The organism is Helicobacter pylori FD535 (assembly GCF_000296015.2).
GTDB classification, from domain to species: domain Bacteria; phylum Campylobacterota; class Campylobacteria; order Campylobacterales; family Helicobacteraceae; genus Helicobacter; species Helicobacter pylori_CT.
This window is the reverse complement of record NZ_AKHP02000021.1, coordinates 15,725-36,717: the sequence shown is the minus strand read 5'-3', so window position 1 is coordinate 36,717 and position 20,993 is coordinate 15,725. Positions and strand designations below refer to the sequence as shown.

13 protein-coding genes and 2 pseudogenes are annotated in these 20,993 nt (G+C 33.1%); 9 read left to right on the top strand and 6 right to left on the bottom strand.

Features of this window, described 5'->3' with window-relative positions:
* The first annotated feature begins 18 nt into the window (after positions 1-18).
* The 6 genes from DV63_RS12680 to DV63_RS12655 are packed head-to-tail and all read left to right on the top strand — an operon-like array spanning position 19 to position 4,284.
* Positions 19-318 (top strand): hypothetical protein, encoded by a 300-nt coding sequence (locus DV63_RS12680; RefSeq protein ID WP_000660140.1) that lies wholly within the window; start codon positions 19-21, stop codon positions 316-318.
* Positions 318-1,259, top strand: coding sequence for a CpaF/VirB11 family protein (locus DV63_RS12675; RefSeq protein WP_000625122.1), 942 nt, complete (start codon positions 318-320; stop codon positions 1,257-1,259). The genes DV63_RS12680 and DV63_RS12675 overlap by 1 nt, the downstream gene beginning before the upstream one ends.
* Positions 1,256-1,711: a hypothetical protein gene (locus DV63_RS12670; protein ID WP_000795441.1), complete on the top strand. Its 456-nt coding sequence runs from the start codon at positions 1,256-1,258 to the stop codon at positions 1,709-1,711. The genes DV63_RS12675 and DV63_RS12670 overlap by 4 nt, the downstream gene beginning before the upstream one ends.
* Positions 1,708-1,998 carry a hypothetical protein gene (locus DV63_RS12665; protein ID WP_000159814.1) on the top strand — a complete coding sequence of 97 codons (291 nt, stop codon included), beginning with the start codon at positions 1,708-1,710 and terminating at the stop codon, positions 1,996-1,998. The genes DV63_RS12670 and DV63_RS12665 overlap by 4 nt, the downstream gene beginning before the upstream one ends.
* Positions 1,999-2,556, top strand: a complete 558-nt coding sequence (locus tag DV63_RS12660; protein WP_001167792.1) for a hypothetical protein — start codon at positions 1,999-2,001, stop codon at positions 2,554-2,556. It begins immediately after the preceding gene.
* Positions 2,557-4,284, top strand: coding sequence for a type IV secretory system conjugative DNA transfer family protein (locus tag DV63_RS12655; protein WP_001227390.1), 1,728 nt, complete (start codon positions 2,557-2,559; stop codon positions 4,282-4,284). It abuts the gene before it with no gap.
* 327 nt (positions 4,285-4,611) lie between these two features.
* Here the strand turns inward: DV63_RS12655 and DV63_RS0209215 are convergent.
* Together DV63_RS0209215 and DV63_RS12650 are read right to left on the bottom strand one after the other, a co-directional pair.
* Positions 4,612-4,894: pseudogene (locus tag DV63_RS0209215) on the bottom strand (type II toxin-antitoxin system RelE/ParE family toxin).
* Positions 4,887-5,200, bottom strand: a pseudogene (locus DV63_RS12650) (hypothetical protein). Before DV63_RS12650 ends, DV63_RS0209215 begins: the two co-directional pseudogenes overlap by 8 nt.
* 303 nt (positions 5,201-5,503) lie before the next feature.
* Here DV63_RS12650 and DV63_RS12645 point away from each other — a divergent pair.
* Positions 5,504-7,417, top strand: coding sequence for a relaxase/mobilization nuclease domain-containing protein (locus tag DV63_RS12645; protein ID WP_001162731.1), 1,914 nt, complete (start codon positions 5,504-5,506; stop codon positions 7,415-7,417).
* 24 nt (positions 7,418-7,441) lie between these two features.
* Here DV63_RS12645 and DV63_RS12640 read toward each other — a convergent pair whose 3' ends face one another.
* From DV63_RS12640 to DV63_RS12625, 4 genes are all read right to left on the bottom strand, one after another.
* Positions 7,442-8,626, bottom strand: a complete 1,185-nt coding sequence (locus DV63_RS12640) for a hypothetical protein (RefSeq protein WP_000751572.1) — start codon at positions 8,624-8,626, stop codon at positions 7,442-7,444.
* 31 nt (positions 8,627-8,657) lie between these two features.
* On the bottom strand, positions 8,658-8,942 hold the full coding sequence (locus DV63_RS12635) for a hypothetical protein (RefSeq protein ID WP_000394639.1): 285 nt from the start codon (positions 8,940-8,942) through the stop codon (positions 8,658-8,660).
* 81 nt (positions 8,943-9,023) lie between these two features.
* Positions 9,024-9,680, bottom strand: a complete 657-nt coding sequence (locus tag DV63_RS12630; protein ID WP_000587412.1) for an AAA family ATPase — start codon at positions 9,678-9,680, stop codon at positions 9,024-9,026.
* 256 nt (positions 9,681-9,936) lie between these two features.
* Positions 9,937-18,342: a helicase-like domain-containing protein gene (locus tag DV63_RS12625; protein ID WP_001169864.1), complete on the bottom strand. Its 8,406-nt coding sequence runs from the start codon at positions 18,340-18,342 to the stop codon at positions 9,937-9,939.
* Between the two features lie 154 nt (positions 18,343-18,496).
* Here DV63_RS12625 and DV63_RS12620 point away from each other — a divergent pair, with 154 nt between their 5' ends.
* Together DV63_RS12620 and DV63_RS12615 are read left to right on the top strand one after the other, a co-directional pair.
* Positions 18,497-19,534 (top strand): hypothetical protein, encoded by a 1,038-nt coding sequence (locus tag DV63_RS12620; protein ID WP_001075339.1) that lies wholly within the window; start codon positions 18,497-18,499, stop codon positions 19,532-19,534.
* Positions 19,535-20,929 (top strand): hypothetical protein, encoded by a 1,395-nt coding sequence (locus tag DV63_RS12615; protein ID WP_000895781.1) that lies wholly within the window; start codon positions 19,535-19,537, stop codon positions 20,927-20,929.
* Positions 20,930-20,993 lie beyond the last annotated feature (64 nt).

Below are 20,993 nucleotides of genomic sequence, written 5' to 3'. Positions count from 1 at the left end.
AAACTTAAGGAAACAATTATGAAAGAAAAACTAGACAAATTATTAAAATTAGAGCTTAATGAGTTAGATAAACTGGATTTAGAAAAAGAGTTATCTAATCTAAAACTCACAAGCCATAAAATTTACCAAGAATACTTACTAGAAAAACACGAAAATTGTGAAAAAAACCTGGAGATTAAAGCTAATAATAAAAGGCTTTCCAAAATACACCATCTCTATTCTTTAGCTAAAAAGATAGAAGATAAAAGAGAAAAAGAGCGCATTGAACTTCAAAAAAAAATGTTAAGGGATTTTGATAATCATCAAGGAGAGCCATAATGATTTCTAATCTTTTAAAAAGTTACCTTGATGACTTTATGCCTATTTTAAGCCAGCCTGATTTAAATGAAGTGGTTTTTAATAAAGAAAAAGAGTATTTCTTGCACCGCCCAAAGGAAAAAGTGAGGTGTTTTAATGAAAAATTTACTAATGATTATTTGTTAGTTTTTTGTGAGCAATTAGCCATTTTTAGAAACCAAAAATTCACTCTAAAAACGCCTAAGTTAAACACTTCTTTGCCTTACACACAAATTAGAATTAATGCATTACACCCTAGCATTATTGCTAGTTCTAATATTTCTATCAATATCAGAGTGCCTAGCAATTTCAAGTTTGAAATTAACGCCTTTAAATTAAGTGAGAAATGTCTGGCTAAAAACATTACCTATGATTTTTTACTTAGCTTAGTAAGTGCAGGTAAAAATATTTTAATAAGTGGTGGCACAGCTAGTGGCAAGACTAGCTTTGTTAATTCTTTGATTGAAAATATTCCCCAAAACGAAAGGGTGGTTACTATTGAAGATAGTCCTGAGTTAAAAATCAGTAACGAAGACCAAGTTAATATTTTAGTGGATAAAAGTGGGAGCGGATTTTTTACTTATGAAGATGGCTTAAATGCGGCCATGAGAATGTCTCCTGATAGATTATTATTAGGCGAAATTGACACGCATAATACTGCGTTATTTTTGCGTTTAGCGAATACTGGGCATAGCGGAATGATAAGCACCTTACACGCTAATAGTGTAGTAGATGCTTTTATAGCTATTTGTCAGAATATAAACCTGAATAAAGGCGGTAAGCCTACACCTAAAGAAACGCTTTTAGATTATTTTTGCACTGGTATGGACTATGTTATCCAAATCAAAAAAAAAGGTAACGATAGAATAATTGATGATGTTTTAAATGTTAAAAGCGAATTTAAAAAGGAGTTGATGTTATGAAAAATCCAAGACTTTATAGAAGATCTAAACAAAAAGAAGGCGCTAAAAGGATGGAATTTTTATTGGATGCTAGATGTGTCCAAATTTTAAATGATTTAAAAACGAGGCACAACAAGTCTTACACCAAAATTGTAGAAAATCTTATTTTAAATAGCCAAATTAGTTTCTACAAACAGCAAAAAATCACAAGTGCTTTAGGCAGTTTAGCGATGCTATATAGCTCATTGAATGCGACTTGTTCTAATTTTAACCAGATTGCTTACCATTTAAACAATGCGGCACTTTTAGGAGAAAATGTTATCCATTTTGGATTATTACAAGATATTGAAATGCAACTGAAAGCTTGGAGTGAAAAAACAAAAATTTTAAACCTAGCTATCAAAAAAAGCGCTTTCATCGTAGCGCATTGTTTAAAAGGGGATAAGAAAATTTTTAAAAGGATGAATTTATGACAAAAGAAACTGATATTGATTTAATCAGAAATTATTTAGAAAAAATGGCATCTATTATTAAAAATTCTCAAAGCATTATCAATGCTCCCCATTTTCTAAAAGATGAAAATCAAGCAAAAATATTACAAGAAAATCTAAAAGAAAATTTCACTCTTTTAATGGAATATGTTAGTGAAGTTTGGGTTAAAAGCGAAGAGGAGTTTGAAGAGTTTATGAAAGATGAGAGTTTTGAGAATGATTTTATGCATTTTATGAGTTTATTAGATAGTAAAATTAAAGTAGAATAAATGCAAATTTATAAGCCTTATTGCTATATCATTTCTATTTTAGCCATTCCTTTTATTTTTTTAGGTGTATCGCATTATTTCTTAGATTTTCCTAGTTTTTTAGCGAGTTATAACTACCTAAAAAAGATTGTTCTTAATCTACATCATTTTCCCCATTTTAAATTTGAGATTTATTTTTCATTCTTTTGTGCGTTATTACCGCTATTTTTGACAGCCTACTTATTTTTTAATGGGCGCAATATGGATAGTCATGGCAAGGCAGTTTGGGCTGAAATGAAAGATATTATTAAATATGAATATAGGATTTTTAATATTTTTAAAGGCTTGTTCTTAATTTTGTTTTTACCTCTAATGCTTGTTGTCTCTAGCTTTACGCTATTGCCTGTTTTTATAAGGTGTATATTTTATGAAGTTTATCAATTTGCTAAGAAAAGACCTAAGGTTTTCTTTACGATCTTATCCTTTTTAGTAGTGATTTGTGTCTTAATCTTTGTATTTAGGGGGTTTTTAAGCGTAAAACTAACGCTGTTTATGAAATATATAAAAGGATTATTTTAAATGAGAAAAAAATTTAAAACATTAAAAGATAAATTTAAGGATAAAGCCAGCAATTTATTCCACAAGCTTAATAGAATTCAAAAAGATTATTACACTAAAACTCTCCCTAAGGCTTGCAAAGATGTCTTTACGCTAGGTTCTTCTAAAAGTTATCCTATGACCTTAAATTTTAACAAAGGTTTTTGTGTGGGGCTATATAAAGGTTTAAATTCACTTAAGCCTACTTATTATGATGCTCCGCTTTCTACCTTAATTATCGCTCCTCCTGGAAGTGGTAAAACTGCAGCTGTGGCTGTGCCTAATCTTTTAAATGTGCCTAGCTCTTGTGTGGTGTTAGATATTAAAGGAGAGTTGTTTGATTTAACGGCTGGTTACAGACAACAAGTTCTAAAAAATAAAATTTTTGTATTTGATCCCTTGGGGAATAATAACACGCTTAAATTCAATCCGTTTGATAAACGCATTGTAGAAAAATTAGATTTTAACAGAAAGCGAAGGCTTGTAGATGAAGTGGGTAATACTATTTTTGCTGAAGATGGGGCAAATAAAGACCCTCATTGGACACAGCAAGCTAAAAATTTATTTGTCTTTTACGCTCTTTATGATTTGTGTGTGCATAACGCTAGTACCTTCTTTGAAATTGCAAGCACTCCTATAAAAAATTATGTCCCCTTAATCAATCCACAAAGCCGATTTTATACTGAATTATATGAATGTCAAAGTAGCGATAATGGTTTTGTTAAAGAAAATGGGCGTTATATGGCTAAAGTAGAAAATGGCGTTAAAAAAATGAAACCTAATGTCAATGTGGAATTGCTATGGTATAAACAAGTAGCCGAACAAGTCTATACTGACCCAGAAAATCCTAAAAATTATGATGGCTCTGTGAATCATTTAGAAAAAGACGATCAAGGCAATATTATAATGAAAGAGGGCATGCTAGATCCTATTATTAGAAACGAAGCGAACAAATGGGCGAAGGCGAATGATAAAGAGTTTGCGAGCATTAAATCAGTTTATAGCCGTTTTATGCAAGTCTTTACAAGCTATCAAGTTAAAAGCGCTACAGATAGCATGAGTTTTGAATATGAAGATTTAAGGGCTGATAATATTTCACTCTATATTAAAATCGCTCAAACAGATATTGACACACTCGCACCGCTTATCCGTATCCTTTTGGAAAGTATTGCTAAAAATCTTTTATTGAAAGAGAGTAAGAAATTTGAAGAAAGGGTTTATCTGTTTTTAGATGAATTTGTGCGTTTTGGTAAATTGCCTTTTTTATTAGAAATGCCCGCATTAAGTAGGAGCTATGGTGTGGTTTTAATTTTTATCACGCAATCCAACGCTCTTATTGAAAAATATTATGGCAGAGAAGATGCAAGAATTGTTAATAGCACCGTGGCTTACAAAGTAATTTTCAAAATGGATGATTTAGAATACGCTAAACAAGTGAGCGAAGAAGTCGGTAAGATGACTAGAAAAACACGAAGCCACTCTACAGAAAAAGGACAACTCATTACCGGAGGGACTTCTAGTATAGGTAAAGAGGCGTGGGACTTATTGAGCGTGCAAGATATTATGAATATTGATAAAGATGAAGTGATCATTTTAGTAAGCGGTCATAAGGCTAAACCCTTAAAATTAAAAGCGAATTATTATTTCAAAAACAAAGAATTACTCTCTCGTATTAACTGGGAAGTCAAGCCCAATGAAGAAGTGTTTTGATGAATTAAAAAAGTTTGCATGAGTGTTTTTTAATTGCTTTTTAAAAATCGCTTTCTACAACTTCTTATCCTTGTTGCTAAAAAAGAATACATCAATTTCTAACACAGATTTGCGTTAGATGATGAGTAAGATTTAATTTAATTATGAATAGGATTTATTGTGTTGCTTTGCATGGTTTCCTTTTAAGGTAGCATAAGATTAACATTTTTGCAGTGTCGCTTAGCGTAGCTTATTTTTAGAAATTAGCATGTTCTATTTTAAAGTTAGCGCAACTTAAATTAAAAATTAGCACGGATTGTTGTTGTGGATAAATTTTTTAGCGTTTGATCACTTTTTAAATAGCTCGCTATGAGTGTCTAGACGCAATAAAACAAGTTCGTTTTCTTGTTTTTTGATTTCATAAATCAATAACAAGTTTGGCTTAACATGGCATTCTCTCAGCCCTTTAAGATTGCCACTCAAGGCATGGTCGCAATATTTTTGTTGGAGTGGTTTTTGTTTTTTTAGGCAATCAACAATGCTTGCAACATCGCTTTCTGTAATACGCTAAGACTAAGATATGCTTATTAAAGTCTTTAAGAAAATCTTTCTTAGTTCTGACTTTAAGCATCATGCCTTTCTCTTTCTTGTTTTGCTATTTGCAAAAAATCATTGAAGTCTCCAAACGAAACATCCATTCTGGGTCATCTTTTGAGGCGATCGTATTTAACAAACTTGGTGTGGGTTCTTTTTCTTGAGAATGTTTTTGGGCTAAAACCTGTCTGATCATTCGTTCTTGCAATTCACACTCTTGGATTTTTTTTATCGCTTTATTTTTATCCCCTTCTGCCTTAAGCAATTGTTTTTCAATGGAGTTTAAGAAATTGTGCAGTTGTTTTTCATTGTATTGCGAGTAATCTGTAATAATATTTGACATATTGGACTCCTTTTTAATAAAAGATGGCTAGCACAACTTGTTTTCATTTTAGCATAACTTGTCATAACCTTTAGCGCTATTTGCAGCAAATTGAAAGTTTTAAAAATAAGTTTTTTTGATTAAGTTTGATTTAAGAATATCTTAAAAGCGCGTGTTTTAGCCACCTGTAAGGTCAAATTGACTTCAATTTTTACGGAATTGAAGTGTTATCCTGCACTTTAAAAAGGGGGAATAATAATGTAGAATAAGGGCTAAGAAAATTAAAACAAGCGAAAGTTTTTGGGATAATAAAATTACAATAAAATGGCGTTAGAAAAAAGTTATAGTAAAGACTTTGAAAGCGATGAGCTTTTTGATTATGAGATCATCAAGCCCAAAAAGACGCTTAAGATACAATACACTTATGCTAAACGCTATTATAAAGAAGTAGAAAAGTTTGCTAAAAATTCAACTCAACTGACACAAGAAGAATTCATGCGTTTAAGAGAGCCACAAAAACAAGTGGTTATCAAAAATATAGGCAATATGACACGCTTGCATTCAAAAAGGGCGATGGATTATATCGCTAAACATGGTGAGCTAGTGAGAGATGAATTTTTTAGTGGAGTTGATTATCATGATATAGCAGAGCAATGGAATGAGCAATTTGAAAAATTATTAGAAAATAATAGCCGTGTTAAAAATTGCGCTTTACATCTAGTGTTTAGCATTGATGAAAATTGTAATGAAAAAAATTTAAAAGCTCTGGAATTAAGCGTGTATCAAACACTCACTAACACGCTAGGTTATGATTATCCTTTTATAATGAAACTCCATACACACCAAAACAATCCGCATGTGCATGTGATTATCAACAAAACTAACAAAATTACCAATAAGCAACTACGCTTTAATTCTAAAGATAACTGTAAAGAGTTTTACCACACACTAAGAGAAACATTTAAAGATTATTTATTTGCTAACTCAAAAGGCGAATTGCAATATTCTAACACGCCTAATATTTATAAAGCGATTAAAGACATAGAAACAGAGTTAAATACGCTAGAAAAACAGGCTAGAAACAATAAGAGTTTTAGGCATGAAAACTATTTTTATAAAGTTTTGGGCAGTGCAACTTCTCAAATAGAAAGCTTGAAAAAAAGAGAAAATGCCCTATCTGACCATTTAGATAGTCTAAAAAGTTTATTAGAAAAAACACATTGGGAAAAAGAAAATTTCACGCCCCCAACAAATGAAAAAGAATTTAACCAACAACTTAAGGAAATAAAATGGTTAAATAAAGAATCTTTAACTCCTAAAAACACTTATAAAAAAACTCAAAAATTGGCTGTCTGTAAAAGCCCTTTAATAAAAGATTATCTTTATACCACCAAAAAACTTTTTGCCACACAGAGAAAGATTATAGCTTTAGAGAAAGATTATAAAGATTTAAAAATTTTGAAGGAAGAATTTAGCAAAGATTTAGAAGCTGATTTATCCCATTCAAAAAAACGCTTTGAGCTTTACACTAAACTAAAAAGCATGAGCAAAGTTTTTATAAGTAAAAGCATTGTTAAAAATTTAGAAAAAATTGCTTTAGATTTTAAAAGCGATAGACATAGTATTTCACAAAGAGCTTTTGAATTTTTTAGGTATATGAATTATCAAAATTTAAGCTTGACTGATAAAGGCAATATGTTTTTAGTGGCTAAGTTTTTTAAAGATAGTGCTTTACTTGTTAATATTGCTAGGTTTGAAATGAAAAAGATAGATGATAGTGTTAAAAATTCTAACCCACAAGACAATTTATTAGACAAACAAGTGTGGCTCAATCTTTTAGAGCATTTAAAAAGACTTGAAGAGAAAAATTATTGTTTTGCTAAGAAGCGGAAAGAATTCTTAGAAACTAGAGCTATGGAACTATCAAAAGATTTGAAATTTTTAACGCAAGCTAATGAAAATGATTTGCCCATTTATGAAAGAGGGCAAAAGGATAAAATCATTAAACGCTGTGAAAAATCGCTTAATTTTTTACAGAAAGAATTACAATGCTTTAAAACCTTATTAAAAAGTGCAAGTATAGCTTTAGAAAGCTTGCAAAATAACCATCAAATCACAGCCATTGCACAAGACATGCAAGAAAGCACAAACACGCTCAAAAAAATACCACTCAAAGATTTTAACAAAACCACTAATGAACCTACAAACCCTAACAATAACTATGAAATGGATTTTTAAAACCATCCATAAAATTAAGTAACTTTATTTAGCGTATTTTTTAACCAATTCTTCTAGAGTGAAGCCCAAGCTTTTGTTATCGTCTCTCAATTGCTCTTTTTGGCAAAGCAAAAAATTTTGCTCCACTTCTTCTTTAGTGTTAGAAGTGTCTAAAAGACAAGTTTTTAAGTCTTTCTGGTAATCTTGTATGAATTTGTCAAAGCGCTCTTTATTGTTATAGAGTTTGGCTTGCGATTGGGCGCAACTATCTTTAAGGTTAATAAACTCTTCTTTTTTATGTTCGTTACGCTCCATGCAAATATCTGTAGTAAAAGCGATTAAGGCATCTTTATTCTTTCTCAATAACCCCGCAGATTGAATAGCCATTTTGTTTGCATCAATAAAAGGGCTTTGCTTTTCTAATTTAGGGTTCATATCCAAAGCGATTTCTTTCAAGCTCTTATTGTCTAAATGCGTTCTTTGGCAATGGGTGGATTTTTTATAAGGTCTTGTATAAACGCCATTCATAAGAGCGGCTTTTTTTAATTTAGCATCAACTTTTTTAATGCAAAAAGAAATAGCTGATTTAACGCTCAATTCTTTAGAGCTAGAATAAGGGTCGCTAAATTTTTCATGCACTTCTTTTTGGCATAGTCTTTCCTTGTTAGCTAAATGGGACGCATTTTTAACGCATTCTTTGGTGAAGTAAGGGATAATGTATGGTTTATATTGCGCGTATTCTTTTTCAAACGCTTCTAATTGCGCGAGATTAATCAGTCTTTCTTGTCGGTCTCTTTGTTTTTCATAAGCGTTAGTTTTATCCATACATTGTTCTTTTAGTTCTGGGTTATGGAAGTCATAGCAGCTAAAACGGTGCTCTTGTTTTTGAATGATGGGCGTTAAAAGAGTGTTTAAATAGGCATCGTTTCTTTTGAAACACTTATCTTTTAAGCCTTTATTAGTGAAATCATCGCATTGATACTGATCAATCTTTTTAGTGATGATTGGTTCAATAAGCTCTTCTTGAGCCTTTAAACACTGATTTATCCCATCGTATTTTTTAGGGAAAGACCACATTTCTTTTTGGCAATCGTATTTTGGGTTATTTTTAGCCTTAGTCAAGTGGTCGTTTAAAATTTGCTTATCTAAAACCGCACACCCACTCACGCCTAATCCCATTAAACATGCTAAACTCAACGCTCTCAACTTTAAAAGTTTTGTTTTTTTCATTTAAGCTCCTTGGTATGAAAACACCATAAAATCACAACTTGCTCGCCTTATCTAAAAGCATTTGCTTCATTTCTTTTTTCTTGTGTTCTAAATAAAAAACAATAGCGTCTTGAACAAACACGCTTTTATTTTCTCTGAACGCTCCAAATTCATTCAAATACTCTTCTACGCTATTCATCACTTTCTCTGAAATATAGAGCGTGTGGGCTTTTTTCCTGTCTTCTTTTTCATGTTTGTTTGTTTCATGCTTGTTGGCATTCTCAAAGCGATTTTCTAAATCGCTCAGCCTGTCTTTTTTAGTGTTTTTAAATTCCATATTTATCCTTTAAAGTAGATTGTTTTTAATATCATAACACAATTAAGCGTTATTTAGAATTAAACTATAAATTCTACCATTTCATTTTTTGCCCCCTAAATACCCGATCAATTCATCATAGAATTGAGACCATTCGTTTTTAGCCTTATTGTCATTGTATTCCATCACACCCATGCCTTCACTCACTGAACGCTTATAAGCTATCCTTTCGCTTAATAGATTATCCATTAAAAACACGCTTTCATTAGCGTTATTTTGGTTGATAAAATCAATGAGAGCTTTTTTCTCTTTAAGAGTGGGGATAGTAGGGATGCGGTTCATAACAATACAAGCTTTTAAGTTTTCATTCAACGCTTGGATGTCTCTAATCCTTTCTAGCATGTCTAATAATACTGCTGTGTCTAGTTGGCTTGGCGTGGTGGGTATTAGCACCCAATCGCTCAATAGCATAGCCCTTTGGCTTTCTTTGGAATGTTCGCCCTTAGTGTCAATAAGGATGTATTCGTATTTATCCGTCATCTGTTTTAAGGTGTCTGTAATGTTTCCTGTGCGATTAAAGAGCGTGAAATTGGGCAAACTTGTTTCACTCCTAATATTATTGAACACTTCCAAACTCTTTTGGCTATCAGTGTCTAATGCGGCAATATCTTTCTTGTCTAGCAATAATTGAACGCACAAGTTCAAACACAAAGTGGATTTACCGCTCCCTCCTTTTTCATTGGCTATGGTGATTATCATCGCTTATTCCTTTATCATTTTGTTAAATATATTTTAAAGATAAATAGCTTAAAAGTATATAAAATAGAAAAACTTAATACTATGTTATTGTAAATAGTTATATTATCTATTAGTTCTTTTTGAAATGGTTAGTAGAATTTTATTAGTGGTGGTTTTTTAGGGTGTTTTTAAAAAGGGAAAAGTTTAGAAAAAAAGAATATTAAAAGGCGTTACGCCAAATTCAATAACATTATTTAAAAACATGTTATTGAAAGTATTAGTGAAACTCCATGTCATAATCATCATTAGCCGCTTTTTTCATTGGCCTATGTGCTTCTTGGTTGGCTTGTTCTATCTCTTCTGTTACACTCTCATTCTCTAAACTCGCTCTTTTTTCAGCGTTCATTTTCTCTAAAACTTCTTTAGATTTAGGGTTGAACACAGGCTTGTAATCTCTGTCTTTGCTCATTTTGGCTAAATCATCTATTAGAGTTTTATGATCCCATTTTAAAGCCTGCAAGTATTCTAGTCGTGGGTAAGGAGGTTTTTGCTCCACTAATCTTGTGTATTTAGCGATATTTTCTTGAGTGGTTTCAATGGAGTTTTCTAATTCCTTGATTTTTTCAGGGAGTTTAGTGATAGCGTTATCCAGTCTCTTTAAAAACCCATCAAATTTAATCTCACCGCAGAAATTATAAGAGCTAAACATGTTGGCAGTATCGTTTTTATAAACCATATTGCTAGGGCTATAGGCAATGTTTGGATTGTCTTTAGGGCTTAAACTAAACTCCACTTGATACTTAGTTTTATAAGCGTTCACCACAAAGCCCTTGTATTCTAAAAGCTTACAATCTCTTTCCTCATTGAAAAACAAGTCGTTCAAATTGCTTGCAAATTGCTTTTTAATAGCGTCTAGCTTTTCTTTATTTTGTTCAGCTATTTGCTTGTTTTGTTCTTTGAGTTTTTTGTGCGTTAATTCTTCACTCATAGAGGCGTTTTCTTTTAAAGGCTCTACTTCTTTAATTTTGATAAGCTCATAATCCTTACTCTCTTCATTTTTCAAATCATAGAGCTTGATCTCTGTATGAGTGGGGATCATTACAGAGCTTTGAAGCGTTTCTAAATCTTTCAATTCCCGTTTAAGATAGTCCAATTGAGAAGAGTTGTTTTTCAAATTCTCTTCATTGAAGTAATTTTCTTTATTGAAAGCTTTGTATTTTGCTTCTTCGTTTTTGATTTCAGCTCTCAATTTGATTTCTTCAATAATTAAGGGATTACCTGTCGCTTCTGCTTTCATCTCACTCGCATTAGAACTCCCCATATTAAAGTCTTCTAATTCATTCAAGCCCAATTTGTGCGCGTTTCTAAATTGCTCTATACCTTTAGATTTAGTCTCTATGATTTGCCACATACGGCTATCATAAGTTTTTTCAGTGGCGTAGCGATAGATTTTCATTCTAAAATTTTCAGGATCGTTTTGGTGCAAAATATTGCCTTGTCTTATCCCACGCCCCTCCATTTGCAACAATTCATCAGGCCTCCATGGGCAATCTAATTCATGTATAGCGACTAATCTTTCTTGCACATTAGTGCCTACGCCCATTTTAGCGGGACTGCCCAATAATACCCTGACTCTGCCACGATTGATCTTTTTAAACAAATCCTGCTTTTGCTCTTCGGTTTTAGCGTCATGGATGAAAGCGATTTCATTTTGTGGGATACCCATTTGGACTAAATGCCTTAAAACATCGCTATAAACATCAAACGAACAGCCTTTAGCTAGTTCTTCATCTAAATTGACGCTTTTAGCCTCTTTCTCTTTGAGTTCGTTCTCTAATTCTTTCTTGCTAGGAGCGATAAGATTGCCCTTTTCATCATAACTAGACAAGCTCTCTAATAGTTCTTGAGTTTCATCTAGGGGATTTTTGTTTTCTATTCCATGAGCGTTATCTAGCGCTTCTAAACTCACTTTTTGGCTATGGGTTTTGGGTGTGGATAGACCTATGAAACCAAGTTGTGTGCCTTTAGTGGCATGAGTTTCTAAATAATTCTCATAGATATTTTCTGCCATAGCATAGCTTTTAGAAAATTCTTTTTCTACTTTAGCGTTAGGGTCAATTAAGCGGTAATCCAAAGCCACTTTTCTAGCGTCTGTGGTGCAAGAAAGGATATTGTCTTGTCCTTTTTTGCTTTTCTTGCCCTCGCATTTTTGCATCCTATCAATGATAGATCCTTCATTATATTTGCCATTTTCTAAAGCCACGCCAATAAATTGAGCCACTTCTTCGCTTCTTTTCACCACCACATTGATAGGTTTATCCCCATACACTTTAGGCACAAAGTGGGGGTTATGCTTTAAAATGTCATCATTGGAGACAATATCCGCAAAAGCTCTATACATGGCGCTTAAGCCTTGCACATCGCTAAATTTAGAAAAGCGATTAACCATTTTATAACTTTGAGCGGAAGTGTCTAATTCAAAATCATTCACCACTTCCCCATAAGTCTTAGCCCAATCATCAAAGAATTCTAACCCTCTTTCTTTTAACACATCAGGGGTCAGGTAGCGTTGCAAGTGATACATTTCACTTAAGGAATTAGCTATAGGCGTGCCGGTTAAAAACATGATTTTCTTATCGTTTTGATGCAAGTAGCGCGTTTTAATAAACAAATCTCTAGCGCGATTAGAGCCTTGTTGGTTACCAAGCCCTGCAATTTTTTCCATAGAAGTTTCAAAGGCTAGATTTTTGAACAAGTGGGCTTCATCCACAACCAAATTGTCAATCCCCATTTGACTAATATCAATATGAGAGCCTTGTTTTTCTAAAATCGCATCGTATTTAGCATGGATTTTATCCAACTTGTTTTTAAAGGCTCTTTCATTGGGTTTTTTAGCTTCTCTAGGGTTATTTTTATAAGCTAATTCTTGCCTTTCAAAGTTTTTTTCGGCATTCACTAGCTCTTCTTCTTTCAATTCTTCTATGATTTCTCTAGGGTTAGACAATAATTCCAAATGGGTGTGCGCGATAATCACAGCGTCATAATTGTTGTTAGCGATTTGATTGAATAAAAGCTCTCTTTCTTTTTCATTGATATCCTTGCTATCAATAACTAACACATTAGCGTTAGGGTAAGCCTTATAAAATTCATCGCCCCATTGCTTGGTCAAATGGTTAGGCACGGCAATGAGGGTTTTATTCACTAATCCCATGCGTTTTTGTTCCATGCAACTGGCTATAGCGCACAAAGTCTTGCCTGCTCCAACCTGATGGTCTAAACACACCGCCCTGTCTTGGATCGTTCTAAAAATAGCGTTCTTTTGGTGGGGGCGCAAGCTGATGTGGTGGTTAAAGCCCTCTAGTTCTAATTGCGAGCCATCATAGGTTTTTAAAACGGAGTTATTGAAAGTGTCATTATAGATTTGCTCTAAATGGGTTCTTCTTGTATAATCCTTATAAACCCAGTCTTTAAAAGCTTCTTTCAATTCTTCTGCTTTTTGCCTAGCGAGATTGCTTTGCTCTTCATCAGCGATAAAGATTTCTTTTTTAGGGTCATTAGGATCAACTTGGGCGTATTTAACGCTCAAATCCTTGTTGTTTAAGACTTTATTTAAAAGACTTTCAAAAGGCACTTTATAAGAATGCGCTCTGTCTTTATGCCTGATACCATAAAGCTCGTTCAATTCATTGTTTCTGGAAAAAACTTCATAAGCACCGCTTAGGTGTTCTACTTTGATGTCTTCTTTGAGATTGCCTAGTTGGTAATCTGTCATTTTATCGCCGTATTGCTTTTCATAATGGTTAGCGCTCAATTCTATTAAAAACTCTTCTAAATACTGAGTGGGTATCCAAGGGCTGTTGATATTAGCCATGATTTCAGTGGCTTTCAAATCTTTAGGGATAATCAGCTCTAAATCTTTCACATTAGCCTCTAATCCTTCCACACCTTGATTGATGGCTTCTTTAACTTCTTTGAGTTTTCTTTTCACATTGCCGCTCAAATAATCGTTCGCTAAAATGTAGTCGCCATTATCCTTGTGGTCTTTATAAATCAGTTTTTGCTCTAAAAGTTCTTTAATCGTGGTTTCTAAGCTTTGGGTTGTGAAATGATCTCTAATGAAATGCAAGTCCAAACCCCCTTTTTGATTGATGCTTGCAATCAATGCCTCTTTAGTGTTAGTGATAATAAGTTCTTTTTTAGGGTTTAAAGTCCTTTCAAAAAAGATTTGAGCTTTTTTAGCTTGAGCTTGCCTTGGCTCTATGTTTTGTATTTTAGCGCTTCTAGGGGTGATTTCTTTTTCAAAGTCTTTTTCTAATCCTAAGACTTTAGTGCCATACAAATCTTGTTTGATGTCCTTGCGGTTTTTGTTTTCATTGAGATAGCCAAATTTCTTGACAAATCCATCATAAACAAGATTGAGCTTAGCTCTTTTACTTTCTAGCTCTAAATCAGAGCTTAAGGGGTTTAATTCCGCGCTCGTTAAATCATTCAAAGCGTCTTTAATTTTAAAATAGGCTTTTAGTCGTGAATCTTGGACTTTAGAGTTGGTTTTAGTGGGTTTTAAAAAGATGCCCCTTTCATTATTTTGCTCTAGCTGGCAATAAAGATTATCCCACTTGACTAACTCCCCCCTTTCTAAATTTTTGATAAGCTTTTGAACTTCTTCATAGCGTTTGTTATTGGCATCAATGATGAGAGCGTCTGTTTTAAGGGTAGTCTTATGGTATTGATAGACATCTTTAGGCAATTTTTCTATCGCTTGATTAAGAGCTTGGGATAAATTTAAGCTTTTATTCTCTAAAGCTTGCAACTCGTATTTGTAAATTTGTTCGCCATTTGTTTTAAAGCTATAGCGGGTTTTTTCCAAACTCAAATGCCCTAGAATGTTTTCAGGGTGGTTGATAAAGTATTCATTTAAGGTTTGTTCGTTGAGATTGATATTATTCTTTCCAACTTTATCAATGAAATCTTTGATGATCTCATAGTCTTGTTCTTTATAGCCAAAGTTAGCGGTGTCTATTTTTTCATACCAGCGTTGCAATTTTTCTTGTTTGAAACCAAAATGGCTTGCAATCGCATTGACAATCTTAAGTTGATCGCTAGGGATAAAACTATCAAAGCGGTTGTTTTGTAAGGCAAAAAGGGTGTCATCATCCAAGCCATTAATGATCTTGTCATAATAAGGCATAGCTTTAGTGAAGCTTTGATTGATTGCTTCATCAACGCCTTTTTTAAAAAACACAATGTCGCTAGTTACTTCAGCGCCTGCTGCTTTAAACACGCTATTAGGCAGTCTTATCGCTCCTAAAAAAGTGGCGTTTTGCGCAATATGTTCTCTCATTTTAGGGTTTTTAGCGTCCATAAACCAAGAACTCACCACAAACGCTCCTATGCCATCATCTTTCAATTCTTTGATAGCTTTCCCTAAAAAGTAATTATGAACGCTCTCGTTACTCAATTCTTTGTCATAAAAGCTATAGATTTTATGATTGCCATAAGGAGGATTGCCCACAAACGCATCGTAGTCTTGATAGAATGGGTGGTTTTCTAAAGCGGTGTTTTGGATGACTTGATTAGGGTAAAGGAATTGAGAAAGATTAGCGCTAATAGGATCTAATTCTGTGCCACTAAAGCGGTAATTCTTATCGCTTGGCGCATGAGCGATGAATTTGCCTGTGCCTAAACTGGGTTCAAAGATTTCTTTTTGATGGTTGTCGTTATTAAACCCTAAGTGATCTAAAGCCTGATAAATGCTATCAATAATTAATTTAGGGGTGTAGTAAGCGTCTCTTGCGCTCAAATAAGCTCTTCTGAATTCATCTTTGGTGAGTAAGGCTTTTAATTCTTTAAATTCTTCAGGGCGTTGATCCTTTTTAAAGTAGCTTTCTAACCCACCCCATCCGCTAAATTGCGCTAGGATTTCTTGCTCTTCTTGAGTGGCGTAATAACCGCCTTTTAAGAGCTCTTGTTTGGCTTGCAATTCTTTTAAAAGCTCAATGGCTTTAATGTTAGCCTTATAGCGGGTTTTAGCTCCCTTAATCAAAACTTCTTCGCTCGATTTAAAATCTATTTTAGGATTAAGGGGGATGGCTAGGGTGGTTGGTGTTTCTTGTTTTAGCGTGGTTGGTGCGTTTTCTTGCGTGTCTTGCTCTTGCGTGGTTTGTTCTTGAGCGTTATTCAACTCTACGCTATTGTCTGTTATTTTGCTCTCTTGTGTGGGATTTAATCCTACGCTATTAGAGATAGCGTTTAAATCAATGGCTTGACTATCCAGCGCATTGAATGCGTTTAGCGTTTCATTCGCTGTTTCAATGGATTTTTTAAGGCGATTTTCTAAAATCTCTAAGACTTTTTTAGGGCTGATTTTTAATTGGAATTTGTCATAAAAGATTTTAGTCGTAGGGTCTTTAAACAGTTGTGTCCCCACAATGCTATCTTTTAAAGGCTCGTTGTTTTGAATGGCTTCTAAGAGCCTAGCTCTAAAGTCAGGCTCACTCGCTATGGTATTGTTTCTAATAGCGTTAAGCAAGCTTTCTAAATGGTCTAAATTTGATAAAAGTCCTCTCTTTTGATCCCTGTTTTCTTCAAGGTCTCTAAGTCCATTTGGTGTGATGAGTCCTGCATGATGTAATCGGCTTTGAGCAAGTGGTAATACTGATTGATTTGAGCTTCCTTGAGCAATTCCATATCGCTCACTCCTTGCGCTCTCTTGATTTGCGCTTCCATTCTGTCTAGGGCTTCTGTCTCCATTTTCGTTTGCTCTATCACTGCTTTTATCAAGCTCATTATCGTTCTTTGATCTTTGGTTTTCATGGTCTGTGGGAAATAATGAGCCCATCTGTCCATGATCAAAAAGGCGTAAGCGTCCAGTCTGTCCTGGCTGTTCTCTAGAGAGAGAAAGCCCCAAATCTCTGGAGCTATTTTGTTGATGAGATGGAGATTGCGGTGTCTGTGGTATTCCTCTCTCATCGTTGGGATTATCCCCCTTTTCTTCGCTTCTTGTTCCATTTTCCATTCGGCTTGCTTGACTTGATGCTCTATTGCTATCTGCTCTTGCTGATACTCCATCTCCTCTAAATACATGTTCATGTATTCTATCTCGCTCTCTATGGGATTTTTCTGAAACTGCCTGTTGGTCGCTAGATCTATAAACTCCTCTTGTTCCTCCCTGCTCTCTAGGCTCAATAAATAAACTAGGGTCTTGGTGTGAAAATTCTTCATCACTCGATCGCTCCACTCCCTCTTGCTGTCCTCCATGTTCGCTTCTGCGGTGAATTTCTTGCGGAATTCCTGCTCTAATTCTATTCGGCTCATCTGCGCGATTTGTTCTTTCTTTGTCATTTGGTTCTCCTAAATTTTGTTGCTCTAATTCTAAATCAGCAACGCTTAAATTTAGATTATTATTATCATTATTTTGAATAATATTGTTACCAATAGAAGTATTAGCCTCTATTGTATTTTTAATAGTGTTATTGTTATTTGCGCTAGAATTTTGCTGCTCATTACTCCTCTCTTTAGCTTGAATGATTGCTTCATTCAAGCTTACCAATTCGTTATAACGCTCCTTATAAGCTTTTTCAAAATTGTTGATGTCTCTTAAAATTTCTTTGAAAGGCTTGATTTCTCTTTTATTCCCATCACCATTAACATAAACGCTTTCATAGTATTTTTGCAATTCAATTTTTGCTTGAGCGATTTCTTCCAAACTTAAAAGAGCGCTTCTTAAAGAATAATCTCTGTTTTCTTGTATAGCGTTTTGTTCTTCTTTAGTCCAGCCTAAAATAAAACCATTATTAAAGAAAAATTGCTTGATCTTGTTAGCGTTATCTGCGCTGAGATGGTTTTCTTTGAGTTTATTTTCATTGATAAGCCTATGCATTTTCCAAGCAAAAGATGCATAATCATCTTTATCTATCCAAGAATAATAATTTGTTGCTGAAAGCAATTGTTGCTCTAGGATTAAAGCATGCACTTCTTTAGCTAATTCAAATTCTAGTTTTTTAACTTCTTCATTGGCGTTAGTGTTCAATTTGGTATTTTCATTGTTTATTGATTCAAAAGGCAGTTTGTTATAGAGCTTAAAACACTCAGCGCTAGAAATACTAGGGATTATTTCTCTTATTAATTTACCATCTTTTGTTCTTTCTACTTCTTGGTAAATGTCTTTAAGATAGTCGTATTCTTTAGCGATTTCATTGCCATTTTCTAAGGTTTTCTTATGCGTTTCATTATGGTGGGTCAATTGGATTTCTAAACCTTGTTCTTTCAATTCTTCTAAGCTGTTTGTGTGGGTTAGAATTTCAATTTCTCTTGTGAAAAATTCTCTATTTCTTATGGTATCAATCAGATCGTATCTTTTAGTGATGCGCCTTTCAAACCCTTCCTTATTCGCTTCATAAACACGAGAACTTTCTTTTATCTCACCATTAGCAAAGAAATTGACATCTTCTTTGCTGTTATCCTTATATACTCGTTTTTCAAAGCTTAAATACTTTGCCCATTCAATAGGATCTCTAGAAATCATGCTTGCTTTATTGATTTGCGTTTTCACGACATAAGGGAGTGGCTCTTGTATTTCATTGGCCTTGTCTGATTCTTTAGTAGGATTGTTTGTTGCAATATCGCCATTATCTAAGATGCTAAACAAATTCGGTTGTGGGTTTTTAGCTTTCTTTTTTTGCATGTGTAGTCCTTTAGAGTGGATTTTTACTATTAGGACATAATTTCAGTAACTAAAACATACGGATTTTTAGAATAAAAATCTTTAAAAAACCCGTATTGTTTAGTTTTTAAAAATATGGTTATATTTAAAAAATTTTTATTTTTAGGGGTTTTATATGAACCAAAATACAGAGCAAGTATCACAAAACAAGGGATTAAATGAGTTTGAAAGAGCTAAGATTTATTACACAAAAAAAGTTGCAGACAATCTCTTGCATATAGCAAACCCAAGCAATAAAGCGGAAGCGCCTTATAAAAGTGATGCTAAATTAGAAAAGATGGGTATTAGTAAAAATGATTACAAACAAAGCATAGCTCAAAATAGCCGTAATTTTTGCGCTTACTCAGGCGCTCCTTATAACAATGTAAATGATTTTAACCTTGATTTAGAAAAGGCTATACATAACTATAATTCAAGCGCATGGATAGGTCTTAGTGATGCTGCAATTAAACTAGAGATAGGGAAACTTACCAATGAAGAACCACAAAAAGCTAATGAACTTAGAAACGCTTTAAGAGAAATTAAAAACAATGAGCCTTGCGTGGAAGTTATGTTCATCAAACACTCAAAAGATAAAATTCTAAGAAATAAAAACAACGAGATTATTTATGCAAAAAACAATCAAGGCGAATACATTCTAAATGCTAAGGGCGAAAAAATCCCCTTGTATGAAACTCAAGAAAAAACTAACTCAATGGGTGAGACTTATTTTGAAAGGGTGCAAGAAAAATGCGAACCTTATGTAAAAATTGAAAAGTTATATAATTTAGAAGCGTTTTCTAAATATTTAAGCGAACAACAAATGGATAATTTCGTTGAAAACCTAAAACCCCTTAATAACACTCATTTTGAGAAATCTACAAACGCCATGATAAGACTAGAACATGATAAAGATTATCCTATGGAAAAACGAGCCACTTCTAATCTTGTATTAAAAGATGTCAAAGATAGGATTTTAAACGATATAGATAAAAACAATGCTTTTAGTGATGAACAAAAAAGCACTTATAAAAACAATATTGATAAATTGTTTGAAACTATCAATGACTATTGCACGATTAAAAACGAAAAATACCAACAAATCTTTTTTGAAAATCAAAAACAAAACCAAACACAAAAGCAAGTAGATCAATACTCTACAATGGAGTTTTAAATGTTATTTGATAGTTTATTTTCCATCAATGAGCAACAAAAAGCAAAAGCTTGGAGTGATTTTTTTAAAGATCTAAAAAAAGATATGAAAGAAATTTACAATAAATTTGGAGGCAATGCAGAATGGACAACTTTTTTAACTAGGTTTTCTAATGATTTAAGTCGTGCGTCTAATTATGCAGAATTTGAAACTTTACAATCTATCTATTCTAAAGAGCTTGAAGAGTTACAACAAACAATCACGACAGACAAAACGCAACAGCAACTTTTAGAACAAGATAATATTGATTTTGAATTGCAAAGCGCTTTACAAAATGACTTAAAAGATTTAGAACATTTAAGTGATAATAAAGACAAAGACGATGAAGAACAAACCATTCAGAAGTCTTTTGAACAAGATTTAGAGGATTTGCAAAATGATAAGCTTAATTTGGAGATAAAAGAGTTTGTCAACAAACAAGACGATAAAAATCATCAAAATAAAGAACAATTAAACACAGAAACAAAGGAAAATATTAGGAAAAATTCTAAAAACTCTCATTTGATACCTATAACAAATTTAAAAAATTTTTTACACAATAGAAGAGAAAATTTTAAGGCTACACAACAAGATTTACCTAGTGAAAAACAAAAAAAATACTCTGATAAATTATTCAAAAAAGAGCTTTTAGAATACGCTAAACACAATATGAGTGCCAAAGAATTGCAAGTTTTAGCCATGCTGGTTAATAAAAAACCAAGCGCTATGAAGACAAAACACAAAGAATTTTTAAATGAAGTTTTAATGACCGCTCTAATCAATAATAAAAATTTAAAAGAAAATGACCCCATAAAACTTGCCCTAACTTACAATATTCAAAATTCAAAAGCTAATCAAACTCCTTATAGCATTTTTAACGATCAAAAAGAAAATCATATTCCCCCACTCAATGAAGAGCAACATAAAATCTTACAAAACGCTATTGCCAATAACGAAATAGATAAAAGAGCTTTGGGCGTTTGGAAGTTTAATGGCGAAAATCAAAATAATTTAACCCAAAATAATGCTAATGTTAATAATATGGTTAAAAATACTACTAGTGATAATCTAATTAAAGACAATAATATTAAACAAAATAACATTATTGAAAATGATAATGTAAAAAATAACAATGATTTGTCTTTTTTAGATGATGAACCTATTGATTTTAATCAAGGTAATCATTCTGTTGATTTTAATAGTAAAAAATCTGTAAAAAATAACACTGAGAAAAAGCCATTAAGTCCCAAACTACAAGCTTTTGAAAATAAATCAAAGCAAAACATACAAAACGCATTAACAAAATCTAAAGAATTAAAAAATAATCAAAGCTTAGCAAATGATGGCGTGTCTATACCTATGGAGATGAGTTTTTGAGAATAAACCCCAACAAAAGCTTTTTTAAACAATGTCAAATGGCGTGATTTACGCTTGATGATGC